Here is a 12015-nt window from a genome sequence, read left to right as displayed (position 1 = left end):
GTGTCAAGCCGGGGGTCGCAAGAGCCTGAAGAATTCGGCCCCGCCAGTAGACTGCGGGGAGTAACGAATCGGTACCTTTCTCGTTCAGAACATGCTCCAGATGTGAGATTGCTACCTCGATACTAAGAAACGTGTATGGGCTTGTGTTCGTTACCTTTTTGTCAAGCGTCGTCACCACGTACTCCTCCAGTGTTCACGTTGTGTTTGAAACGTGCGAACCATCGCTTGGTCTCGATTCGATATCTCAGCAGGCGTATTCGGCCGCTCGCCATTGATGCTTTTCTTGAAACGGTCATACGACCACGTCCGGACTAGCCTTCACCGCCAAAGGACGCCGCGTTTGATTTCCAGTTGGGTGATTAGTTGCTGAAGCATCTTTTCCGCGTATGCTGGGAGCGATAAAATTCTGAACCCCAATATGAAAATTTTGCCGCCCTTAGGCATGGTCGCAAAGCGAGGGGAGACAAGCTGCAGATCCAAGACGACAGTCCCCTGATTCCATAGATGCAGCACGACATCTTTTAATGTCGCGCCGATTTCGAGGTTGGCAATGTTTTCGTCTCGCGTCCTCAATGCCACCCCACCAAGCGACAGGTCGTGCATTTCAAGGCGGAAGGGCTGTCCGTCGGGCAGCACACCGCTGCAAAAATACGGATCGAACATGGGAGTCTCAACCCGAAAGTAACCGCGCCGTTGCATGCGGAAAAGCACTTGCGGTAATTCGACTTCGAACGCGGCGTTGCCATCGTATGAGATTTTGCGTGGCATCCCTGTCGTGAATTCGATTTTCACGCCGTTTGGCGATGCACTAAAGAGCAGCTTGTGTGCTGCCAGCACGGGGCGATTCTCCCGTCCAATGGATCCATAATCGAAGATAAGCGTCTTCGATTTTGTATCGACATGGAGCAAACGCGTGACTATCTGCTGGTTGCCGGATTCAACGGTCAAGAAATCTTGTCGGATGGCAAGATCGCGTAGCGCTGTTCCAATTTGGAGAGGATTGCGTAAGCCAAAATCGGTATCGTTTTCGCGTTCCCTGTTGCCTATCTTGGCGGATAGCAGCAAAGAGTCATTTTCGGATCCTCCCGCACTGAGAGCAGAAAAGAAATAGCGTAGTTTGCGCAACACGATAGATATTCCGAACGCGTTTTAAGCGGGCATCATGCGGTAGCAGTCGGTCAAGCTTGTAGCTGATCGCCGAAGTTTCCGCATTTTTACTCTACGCGGGTGTTGGGGGGCGGCGGGTAAATTTATGCGACACGGTTCCGAGATCGAGGGAGCTGAGTCGCTCATGAAAACTTATCCAATCGATAGCAAGCAGCGGGATGGTCTTGTCGCCGCGAGCGCGATATGAAAAAAACCGCATCCAGCCATCAAGGAAGATGTCTTGTCCGGGTCGAAGCACGCAGGGTGGTCTCGCAACATGAGGCTGATTTATACCTGTGATCTGTTCAGCGAGGTCATCAAGCAGCGGGTTATTACGGATGGCGTGCGAAAGTCCACCGTTTGTCTGCGTTGCGAAGTATCGCTCAACGGCGTCCTCTACGTGACGGATGGAGAGTTCAACAAAAGACGCTCCAACATCATCAAGGATGGTCGATGCAATAGCTTGCTCAGCGGCCTCTACGGTCGTGCGTTTGAGAGCCAGCAGCTTGACGTATTGAGGGAGCTTTAGAAACGACGTTTCACCGCGTTGCAGGGCGTCTTGAAACATCGGATAGCACGCTAGCCATCGATCGGAAACGCAACCGACCGGGCTAGGTGTTTCGGTCAGCGTATCGACGTGGTCGGTCCGTTCCGGTTGCACAAGGTCTCTCAGGTTAATTGTTCTAAAAACTATAACGGTTTGGACACGAAACTGCAAGCCTGCTCAAATGCACGGGGTGAGCCACATCCGAATTATCGGCCGCGCTGAAGCGTACGTGAGGTCTTGACAATTTGCCGACGCGTTCGGCTAGCGTCCGAGGCAGGGCGTATGTGGCCCAGTGCAAACCTTTTTTCGGCCGCCCCGGTCCGAATACCGAGGTCGCCGGATGGTTGTGATGATTCAGCCACTACCCGGTCGAACGAACGACGGATTGCGCTTTGCTCCTCTCTGTGACCTTTCCTATTCTCACCTACCCGAACGACAATCCGGACACGATTTGAACCCGCCATCAGCTTGGAAGCGGTTTGCAGAATCGGTTCGATGTGACGACGACAATTGCATGCATTTTGCCTCGCGTAAGATGCCTGCGGTGGGCCTCAGAGCGCGACTTTCGCACTTTGAGATCAGCCTCTTGCCGCGTACGTGAGTTCGCTGATCACATCCGCCACTAAAGTTCGCAAAGAAAGCGCCGATAACCAGATTGAAGCTGATACAGACACCCTTGGTGGTACGCCCGTATTGTTATAATAAACATAACGATAATGGTTCGAATCGGGTCACGAGAACCGAACGAGGCGTGTCGCTGCCAGCGGTCATTCACACCAAAAAATCAATGAAATGGGATCAAGATGAAAACAATCGCGCTATCCATTATGTCCGCGGCCGCTTTCCTTTCCGCTTGCACTGTCCAGCCACTGGAACAGCCCGGGCAAGCTTTAACGACCGCGGCACCGGTTGAAGTCCGGGTAACGGCGGTAGGTTACGGCGCGATCAGTACATATCAGGGTTATTCGGCCGGGCAAAAACGTTTGCTGGCAATGCGTGCCTCGAAGCTTGATGCGTTTCGGTCCTTGGCAGAACAAGTTTATGGCATGCGAATCACGAGTAACTCGACCGTCTCGCAAATGGCTATGAAGGACGACGGTTTTGCAGCGCGAATCGACGCATACATCCGCGGCGCGCGCGTACTGAATGTCGTCGCGATGGAAGACGGCAATTACGAGACAACTGTGGAACTCGACTACGACTCGAGCGTGATCGCGGGCTTCCCGAAACGGGCCTACACAAACCCACCGCTCAATGATCGAGCCGTCGGAACAATGCGCGGATCGGCGGGCCCAGGGGAGGCTTACTACACATCTTCGTACTACTACGCCGAATGATCGGTAGGGCTCGGTGGTCGCTGGCGCTCATTGTGCCGACCTGGCTGTCGATGGTCGCGAACGCGTCGATGATTGAGGTCCAGGGTTCGAGCCGCATCGATGACCGGGGGGCCGAAGTAGCCCGAACGCTCGCGGTGGCTGACGCGCGCGACGCGGCCGCACTAGCCATCTCTTCTCGCCTTGAATCCACCGAGCTGAGGTCGCCGGGCGGCGCGCTGGTCAGGAGCGGCCGCATTCGTGGGCAAGATGATATCGGGGACATTCGTGTCACGAAGGAATGGCAAAGCGATGGAGTAGAGCACATCGTCGCGACCAGTGATAATTCGTTGAATGCACCGCATCGGCCGAATCGGCGGTATAAGCGCAAGGTTGCCACCACCCGGTTCGCGATCTTGAGTTCGACGCAGGCTGACGACATCGATGATCTCGTCGACGGCTTAGCAAGTCAGCTGGCGCGCGGTCTCGATGATGACGGCGGTTTCTTGGCAGAGTCAAGCCGTGCGTCGCCATTTTACCGAGACGGGCACATGTTGACGGAACCTGATCCCGCTTCAATCCGCGAAATCGCCTATCGCTCGAATAGCCAGTTCGTGCTCTCCGGACGGGTACTGAATGTGAGCATCGAGTCGGGTCTGTTCGGCATGCTCGAGGCACGGAAGCGCCAAGTGGACATCGAGCTTTTTGTCAGCGACGGGTTGACTGGAGGCAGTATCGCCCATCACCAATTTTCAGCGTTGGCGCGAGGTGATGTCGTTGTAGGGCTTGACAAGCCATTCGGCAGCGCAGCTTTTTATGACACCCCGCTGGGGAAGACGATCAGTGCAGCACTCGCTGCATTCAAAGCTGACGTCGCGCGCGATGTTACAGCCTTGCCATTTGCTGCGCACATTGTGCATGTCGACGATTGGCGCGTCACCATCGATGCCGGAGTGACCTCCTCGATCGCACCGGGCGACACGCTATTGGTTTATCACCGGATGCCGGGCTGGCTCGGCTCCTTATCCGGCGGTTACTCGACGCAGGAGGAGGAATTGGTGGGATCGGTGACCGTGGACCACGTGCAGCCATTGACAGCAACGGGCACGCTGATCGCGGGCACCGCGGCTGGCCCGGTAGCGGCCGGTGATTTCGTCCGATTTGCGGACGATCATTAGCGGCTGCGATAGCTCTATCGACTTGACTTCAGTGGACGCAACGCCTTCGAACAACACGAAGCGTTATAAATCACCGGAGGGGCTTCTTGCGAATTCGGTAACGCGAGCACATAACCGCGCTTTCGTTGCAGCGACGCTCGCGTGAGCTTAGTCCAAGATGTGATAGGGCTGTTCGCGCGACTCAAGCCATAGCCGCAGAGGCCAGTCACCACCGTATACCTCCTCGCCCGTCACCCAGCCGCACGGTACGCTGGCATCCAGTGCTCGCTCAAGCATCTGTCTGGCAAGCTGTGGTTTGGTCGCGAACTTTATCGTGTCGGGAATGCCCGCAGCCTTGCAACGCGATGGATCATCAATCCAGGATTGGGGTAAACAAAGCTCGCGGTCGATGAAGGCGCTACCCCCATGGCCCGCATAGCAGAGAAACACCCCGATCTGGCTATTCTCGATACGTCCGGCGGTTCCGCTGTACTGCGCGAGCTGGGTCATTTCAACATGCTAAGTGCAGACTGTTTCGTCTACTCAAACGACGCTAACTTCGCCAGCAGAAAAGAAATGTCACCATTTAGCCGCTTCTGCTCAATACGCTTGCCGATCAGCACGATTCGTTCTTCTATTCGTCGCACGATCCGGTTCAGCATGGGAGCGCGGAGTTCGGTAGGGTTGACAATGTCCATCATGACCGAGTTATGCTGCGTCTTTCGGTCATGATGGGATCTGTCCGAAAATGCAGCATAATTCGGACGAGTTTTCGCACCACTACCTGAATCCATCTATCCCCGGAACATTTACATCAATGGCTGGCGCATTGCTATTGCGGAGGCCCATGAGCCGTCGCCGAGTGATCGACCCCATGCGTATAGGTTTACCGGTTTACCGCGAACGGTCCGGGTCTATTCGGCAGAACGCTTCGAGGACGCTCTTCACGTGGGTGTCGGGAGCGGGATCCATTCCAACGATGCCTTCGATCGTATTGGTCAAGCTCATAACATTTCTCCAGTAAGGTCGGACGCTTTCATTTAAATCGGATCCGGGTGTGTACGGTTTTTGCAAACGACATACCGATAACGGGAGAACACCCAACTGATGCTGACCTTAGGGAGATGACGCGCACCTCCTCGTGGTATTAAAGGTCTTTACGTATATCTGCTCTTTCACCGATGCTTTCAACCCGCGCAATCTTGTCAGCGTGGAAGCTTGTTTTCAATTTCCTCATGCCATTCTGTCAGGAGAGCGTGGGTGATATGGGAAATGAGGTCAACCGCATGCCGGCCTATTTGACGACCTTGAGCGAGACACCCGTTGGGGGCCGGGTGTCTTGCGTTGATAAGCACTGCCATCGCCGCGCAGTCTTATGCCATTTTCATGCCGTGTTGTGCGCGCTGTCGCCTCCGGTGACATCGAGCGCCGTGCCGGTCACCATGCGCGCGTCGTCCGATGCAAGGTACACGTAGGCCGGTGCGACATCGTCCGGGTCAATCCACGGCACGCCGAGTGGCGTTTTCTGCGTGAGCGCTTCCATCACCTTCGGCTCAAGCGGCGGTTCGGGGACCTTGCCTCCTTTCGCTTCCTTCAGCGCCTGCGTATATCGGCTTTCGTTGCGCGTCAATTCGGTATCGATCAGGCCAGGGATGACCGCGTTTACAGTGATCCCGAACTCGCCGAATTCCAGAGCCGCTGATTTCATCAGCCCCAGCAGCGCCCATTTCGACGCCGAATAGCCCGCGCCATCGCGCATGCCGTGGCGCCCCTGCGTCGATGAAGTGATGATGATCCGGCCGTACTTGCGTGCTCCCATCGCGGGTGCCACCGCCCGAATGCAGTTCAGCGTGCCGGTGAGGTTGATGTCGAGCTGGTCCTGCCAGTCCGCGTCCTCCAGTTCCAGCAACGGCTTGAAGGACTGAATGCCCGCGATCGCCGCGAGGATCGCGATCGGTCCGAAGTCCTGCTCGGTTGCAGCAACAATTTTCAGCAGTCGCGGGTAATCGCGGATATCGGCGACTTCCGGCCGCCACGTGCCGCCCGCCTGCTCGACCAGACGCCCGGTTTCGACCAAATCTGCCTCGGTCGGGATGGTGTAGCGCTGGATTGCGCTTGCTCGGCGGGCGATGTCCAGACCCACGATGCTCGCTCCTTCCCGCGCGAACGCCACGGCAACCGATCGGCCGATGCCGCGCGCCGCGCCCGTGACCAGCGCGACCTTGCCCTGCAGCCGGCCTTCAGTTTTTGTCACTGACGATGATGTGGATGTGCTCATGCTTGCCCCTCGTAAATGTGGGATCGTGCGCTGGCTGCCGCCGCGGCCTCGGGCGCGTCCGGCGCCTTCGCCTTGGGTTTGCGCGTGATGGTGACGCGTTCCAGCTTGCGCGGAATCTGTTTGAAGAGTTCGGGCGAGGCACCGAAGACCGCTCCGAGCACATCGACGGGAATAGCGCTCAGCGAGGCCACGATGCCCACATCGTCAGCCGGTTCGCTCGCACTCGAATTGAAGATGATCAGGACGACAAGGTCCTCGGTGTCGCTGGCATTTTCGAAGTAGTGGAAGTGTCCTTGCGGCGCGAAGACGAGATCGCCTTTCACCACTTCGAACGTGTCGTGCGTGGCTTCCGGCCCGACAAAACTCCAGCGAGCCGAGCCCGAAACGACAAAATTCAGTTCCCATGCGCTCGGGTGCCAGTGCGGCTCCCGCACGCCGCAGGGTTCGAGCCGTGCCAGGCAGACAGCAGCTTGCTGTCCGGAAAGGATCTTCCAGTTGTCGCCGGTGGCGCCCTGAAGAGTGCCCCCCGTGAAGACGTCCGGCGCCCAGGCAGACAGGTGGAACATGTGCGGATGCTGGCCGCTCCAGCCGCCGGCTGGTTGGTCGGGAGCAGCCATGGTGCCGGCCGCCGGCGAAGCACTGGCGCCGAAGTCGCCAGGTGCCATCGCGCTTCCCGCCGCCTGGGATTCGGCCGATGCTGCTGGGGTGCTGCGCTCACCGGAGATGATGGGAGTGTGCCGGGACGAGGCCTCGATGTCGGGCTGTTGTGCGCCGTCGGCGGGGGTATTGGGGTTTGGCATGTTGGGTCCTCGGGCGGGAGATTCGTGGACTCATGGTTCAAGCAGCGCTTAAACCTTGGCCGAAACACAATTCATTCCCGGGCACCCGGCCGGCGACGTTTTCCGCAGCGGAGCCACGCGGGGACGCGTGCGTTGCAGTACCGGCGTTTTGAACGAGCTGCGTCTGGAGTCGCCGCAGCACGCATTTTGCTACTACTAGACCGGGACCCTGCAATTTCCTCCGGGAAGCCTAGACAAATGAAAATAGCGACCTTCAACATCAATGGGATCCGTTCACGGCTACCCGGATTGCTGGAGTGGCTGATGAGAGAAGCGCCCGATGTAGTTTGCCTGCAGGAACTCAAGGCACCGAATTCCGGATTTGCTATAAGAGAAATCAATGCAGCCGGGACGGTGCAATCTGGCACGGCCAGACATCGTGGAATGGCGTCGCGATCTTGCAGAAGGGCGGAGATCCGCAGCCGGGTCCTAAATTTCAGTACTAGCTCGCGTGGTTCGAGCGACTGATCAAGTATTCGGCGGCGTTGCTCGAGAGTGAGCATTCCGTGATCCTGGCAGGCGACTTCAACGTCGTTCCTACCGATGATGACTTCTATAATCCGCGTTCCTGGCTAAAGGATGCGCTGTTGCAGCCAGAAAGCCGTGAATGCTTCGAGCGTCTGTTGACCTAGGGTTGGACCGATGGGCTTCGTTTTATCTACGGCGATGAACGGGTTTATACATTCTGGGATTATTTTCGGCAGCATTGGCCGACCAACTCCGGTCTTCGCATCGATCATTTGTTATTAAGTCCCGATGTCGCCACGCGCTTAAAAACGGCTGACGTCAGCAAATGGGTGCGTGGAGAGCCGCATGCCAGCGATTATGCGCCAACGTGAGTCGAACTGGAGCCACTCAAGCGCACGCGTGGTGGGAGGAAGAGCGACTCCGCCTAGCCGCAGGGGTGCAGGCATTTATTGTGCGAGGTTGTGAACAAGTCCGACGGAAACTTCGACACCTGGTGACGAGTCACAACCCAAGGATTTCGAATCATGTCCGGTCCCGATGCTGGCTCCAGCTCCCCTCATCTTGATGACGGGGAACAAAAGCAGGCCGCACAACACGCCTCCCCACGTGCCTTGGTAATCCACGAAGTCGTCAGGGAAGAAGGCGAGGCTGCGATGGAGCGAACGGCCGGCGCGCTCATCATGTCTGCGCTGGCCGCCGGGCTATCGATGGGATTCTCCTTCTTAACGCAGGCAGTGATCGAAAGCTCTTTGCCCGATACTCCTTGGCGGTCCCTCGTCGCTTCTTTCGGCTACACGGTCGGATTTGTCATCGTCATTCTTGGCCGGCAGCAACTGTTCACGGAAAGCACCCTGAGCGCTGTACTTCCGGTCTTGACGCGGCGTGACATGACGACCGTTGCGAAGACTGGCCGACTTTGGGGGCTCGTGCTATTCGGAAACATTGCAGGCACGTTGATGTTCGCGGCCATGCTCCAAATCCCAGGCGTCTTCACCGATGATGTCGTCAAGGCCCTGGGCGTTTTGGGCAAACAACCTTTTTCCGGCACCTTCATGGTGACGGTCGTTCGCGTAGTGTTTGCCGGCTGGCTGATCGCGTTGATGGTCTGGCTGCTGCCGAGTGCCCGTTCGGCCCGGCTGGTGACGATTTTACTGATCACTTATGTGGTCGCGATGAGCAAGCTGTCGCATGTGATCGCCGGTTCAGTTGAAGCGAGCTACAGCGTGATGGCGGGCGCAGCAAGCGTGGAGGACTATCTGCTCAACTTTTTTGCGCCAACCTTACTCGGCAATATGATCGGTGGAATTTCACTGGTGGCGATCATAAACCATGGTTCCATCGTGGCGGAGATGACGAATGACGACGATCAGCGCTGATCTGAGGGGCGTGCAAGGGACATGACGCGGGCTGTTGCCCATTGTCCCCATCTTGCCGGGCGGAACGCCTCCTTGTCACGGACGACGGATACATGCGTGCCGATGCAGTCTTGACGGTTTTGTCGCAATAGGGCGTTCTGGTAACCTTGCTCAATCGAAACGGTGGCGTGGGTGAAGAATGAAGACGCTGGATCCGAGTGTGGCACGGGTGCTTAAGCGGTTTTACTATCCGCTGGAAGTCATGCTGACTTGCGTGCGTTGGTACGTCGCTTATCCGCTGAGCTTGCGTCATCTCGAAGAAATGATGTCCGAGCGCGGGATTGCGGTCGATCATTCCACGGTGCACCGCTGGGCCATCAAGCTTCTGCCCGTGCTTGAGAAGGCGTTTCGCCGCTGCAAGCGAGCGGTTGGCAAGAGCTGGAGGATGGATGAGAGTGTGTCACGAACACAAGCGAAAGCTTGTGGTGCTGTACTGAAGATGAGAGTAGGCCTCCCGAAGCCGGCTTGCAGGAGCAGGCTTCAAACCGCCCGGTGCCGCTGCGTTCAAAAGGCGTGGTGGTGAGCGACCGTGGAAAAGTCATTCATAAGGATGGCAGGTACGTGTTGAGAAGATGAGCGCAAGCAAACCGTTCGATGATGCGTCGTTAATTCGTTAAAGCGCTGTCAAAACTGGGGTCATTTCGTCGCTCCAGGATCAGTCGGGACGAGACCTGTTTACGGACCTGACGGCAGCCGGCGTAGAGGCGGCATGAGCTCAACACAGGCTTTGGTATGGAACGTGAGAACCTTGGTGCGGATGTGAAGGGAAATGACAAATGGCCAACACCATGAGGAAGAATACCGATGCCGTAACGAGGGGCGGAGCTGCCCGTAGTAGTGCTGAAGCCCTTGTAATGAGGGTGGTAGCGCCAAGGTAAGCTTGGTAGCGGGGGAAGTCGAAGCAGACGGAAACCGTTAGTTGGAGTTCAGGGGGTTCGAATCCCTCCCGGTAACGCCTAGCCAGCAGCCGGAACCGAGTCTTGCATGCGAATGGGGTAACCCATTACTTGAAGCGTAGACAGGGTGCACTAAGGCCGTGTGATTGAGCCTCGAGATCATTTAAGCGCTGGTGTCCTCATATTCCAATAAGTGGGGGCAGCACTGAGCTGGCCATCAAGGCGAGGCCAGCCAGACCGGCCGGGGTCTGAGAGCAGGGCAAAGGCGCAGGAAGGATTCCCCAGGAACTTGGGAGGTCCTGTGTGCGACCAATTCTGTGGAGCTGATGGTGCCGGGCTGAGAAGCGGGACCGGGCCTCCTGGGATGTCATCGCCAGAGGGGAGCGAACAGGATGACGAAGAATTGGAACCGGGAAGCGAATCAATAAGCGACCCGATATTCGGCACAGGAAGTCTTAGCGCCCTCGTAGTACTGATGACGCCGGGGAACGCTGTTCTGGCGGACCCGGTCGAGGAAAGGGGGGCGTCGTTGTATGGAATCGTTCATGTGAAACACGGAGGAATATTGAAGCCTGAAAGCGTGTCAACGAAACAGGAACGAATAGCCGAGCTGGCAAGGAATAATCCGGCGATGGCATTGACCACGTTGGCTCACCATATTGATTATGAGTGGGTGAAGTACGCGTACGATTGCACGCGCAAGGATGGCGCGGTAGGAGTCGATGGTCAGACCGGAGAAGATTATGCTGCCAATCTGGAGCTCAATCTGACAAGTCTGATCGACCGGCTCAAATCGGGCAGCTACCGTGCGCCGCCGGTTCGCCGTCATTACATTGACAAGGCTGATGGCAGCAAGCGTGGGCTGGGAATCCCTTCTTTTGAGGACAAAGTGGCGCAGCGCGCCATCGTCCTGCTGCTGGAGCCGATCTATGAGATTGACTTTAGCGACAGTTCCTACGGCTACCGCCGTGGACGCAGCGCGCACGATGCGCTGCAAGCGATCAGAAGCGGGATTACCAGGCAGGGTGGGAGATGGGTGTTAGATGTTGACGTTAGAAAATTTTTCGACAGCATTTCGCACGCCAAGCTTAGAGAGTTCTTAGCCAGAAGAGTCACGGATGGTGTAGTCAGAAAACTGATCGACAAGTGGTTGAAGGCAGGTGTATTGGAAAATGGACGGGTGTCTTTTTCGGAGATGGGCGCACCTCAAGGCGGAGTAGCGTCGCCATTGCTGTCCAACGTGTTCTTGCACTATGTGCTCGACGAATGGTTCAGCGATAAAGCGCAGCCACGGCTGAGGGGGCCGAGCACACTCGTCCGCTTCGCGGACGATTTTGTCATGCTGTTTGCATACAAGGATGACGCGCAGCGGGTGCTGGAGGTGCTTGGCAAACGGCTTGGGAAATACGGGTTGGAACTTCACCCGGACAAGACCACCGTGGTCGATTTCCGCTACAAACCGAAGTCTGTCGAGGATGAGGGCGAGAAGGTGCTGGCGACAAGTTTTAACTTTCTTGGATTCACGCATGTATGGGTGAAATCGAGAACAGGACGACCGACGGTGCGCCAGATGACGGCGAAGGATCGCATGGCTCGCGCCAGGAAAGCGATCAACCAACAGTGCCGCGCAATGCGGCATTGGTCGGTCCGGGACCAGCATCAAAAGCTCTGCAGGATGCTAAAGGGGCATTTTGCCTACTTTGGTATCAGCGGTAACAGCAAACGCATTGGTGGATTGAGATTTCATGCAATCGCCACTTGGCGCAAGTGGTTATCACGCAGGTCGTCCAAAAGCAACATTCCATGGACCGCATTCAAAGAGATACTCAAGAGGTTTCCCTTGCCGCAAGCTCGAATTGTGCATAGCTATATCAACACGTGAGCGAATCTGTGCAATGAAGAACCGGATGCCTTAATTGGGCTAGTCCGGGTCTGTGAGGGATGGGGGCGGTAACG

Annotated in this window: 9 protein-coding genes and 3 pseudogenes; 6 read left to right on the top strand and 6 right to left on the bottom strand. The window is 56.7% G+C overall.

Annotated features, from left to right (window positions below; translation table 11 throughout):
- Nucleotides 1–318 precede the first annotated feature (318 nt).
- The gene (locus HB376_RS40090; protein WP_346730676.1) at nucleotides 319–1128 is read right to left on the bottom strand and encodes a flagellar brake protein; all 810 of its coding nucleotides are present in this window, start codon (nucleotides 1126–1128) and stop codon (nucleotides 319–321) included.
- Between the two features lie 91 nt (nucleotides 1129–1219).
- A complete protein-coding gene (locus tag HB376_RS40085) occupies nucleotides 1220–1714 on the bottom strand; it encodes a hypothetical protein (RefSeq protein ID WP_213769225.1) in 495 nt (164 codons plus the stop codon).
- 782 nt (nucleotides 1715–2496) lie between these two features.
- Between HB376_RS40085 and HB376_RS40080 the strand changes: the two genes are divergently transcribed.
- Nucleotides 2497–3030 (top strand): LPP20 family lipoprotein, encoded by a 534-nt coding sequence (locus tag HB376_RS40080; protein ID WP_213769224.1) that lies wholly within the window; start codon nucleotides 2497–2499, stop codon nucleotides 3028–3030.
- A gap of 32 nt (nucleotides 3031–3062) precedes the next feature.
- On the top strand, nucleotides 3063–4184 hold the full coding sequence (locus tag HB376_RS40075; protein ID WP_213769223.1) for a flagella assembly protein FlgT middle domain-containing protein: 1122 nt from the start codon (nucleotides 3063–3065) through the stop codon (nucleotides 4182–4184).
- Between the two features lie 174 nt (nucleotides 4185–4358).
- On the opposite strand, the pseudogene HB376_RS40070 reads toward HB376_RS40075, so the two are convergent.
- From HB376_RS40070 to HB376_RS40055, 4 genes and pseudogenes are all read right to left on the bottom strand, one after another.
- Nucleotides 4359–4658 (bottom strand): annotated as a pseudogene (locus tag HB376_RS40070) (transposase); the annotation flags it as partial.
- 44 nt (nucleotides 4659–4702) lie between these two features.
- A complete protein-coding gene (locus tag HB376_RS40065) occupies nucleotides 4703–4864 on the bottom strand; it encodes a hypothetical protein (protein WP_213769222.1) in 162 nt (53 codons plus the stop codon).
- A 683-nt stretch (nucleotides 4865–5547) separates the two neighbouring features.
- Entirely contained in the window at nucleotides 5548–6441 is an 894-nt protein-coding gene (locus HB376_RS40060) for an SDR family NAD(P)-dependent oxidoreductase (protein WP_213769221.1), read from the bottom strand.
- Nucleotides 6438–7241, bottom strand: a complete 804-nt coding sequence (locus HB376_RS40055) for a cupin domain-containing protein (protein ID WP_213769220.1) — start codon at nucleotides 7239–7241, stop codon at nucleotides 6438–6440. Before HB376_RS40055 ends, HB376_RS40060 begins: the two co-directional genes overlap by 4 nt.
- A gap of 237 nt (nucleotides 7242–7478) precedes the next feature.
- Here HB376_RS40055 and HB376_RS41605 point away from each other — a divergent pair.
- From HB376_RS41605 to ltrA, 4 genes and pseudogenes are all read left to right on the top strand, one after another.
- Nucleotides 7479–8119 (top strand): annotated as a pseudogene (locus HB376_RS41605) (endonuclease/exonuclease/phosphatase family protein).
- A gap of 153 nt (nucleotides 8120–8272) precedes the next feature.
- Nucleotides 8273–9124 carry a formate/nitrite transporter family protein gene (locus HB376_RS40050; RefSeq protein WP_213769219.1) on the top strand — a complete coding sequence of 284 codons (852 nt, stop codon included), beginning with the start codon at nucleotides 8273–8275 and terminating at the stop codon, nucleotides 9122–9124.
- Nucleotides 9125–9302: 178 nt separating this feature from the next.
- A pseudogene (locus HB376_RS40045) lies at nucleotides 9303–9560 on the top strand (IS6 family transposase); the annotation flags it as partial.
- Between the two features lie 863 nt (nucleotides 9561–10423).
- On the top strand, nucleotides 10424–11941 hold the full coding sequence (gene ltrA / locus HB376_RS40040) for a group II intron reverse transcriptase/maturase (protein ID WP_213769218.1): 1518 nt from the start codon (nucleotides 10424–10426) through the stop codon (nucleotides 11939–11941).
- Nucleotides 11942–12015 lie beyond the last annotated feature (74 nt).

It is taken from the genome of Caballeronia sp. dw_19 (assembly GCF_018449515.1).
In the GTDB taxonomy this organism is placed as follows: Bacteria; Pseudomonadota; Gammaproteobacteria; order Burkholderiales; family Burkholderiaceae; genus Caballeronia.
This window is presented reverse-complemented; position numbering and strand designations above follow the sequence as displayed.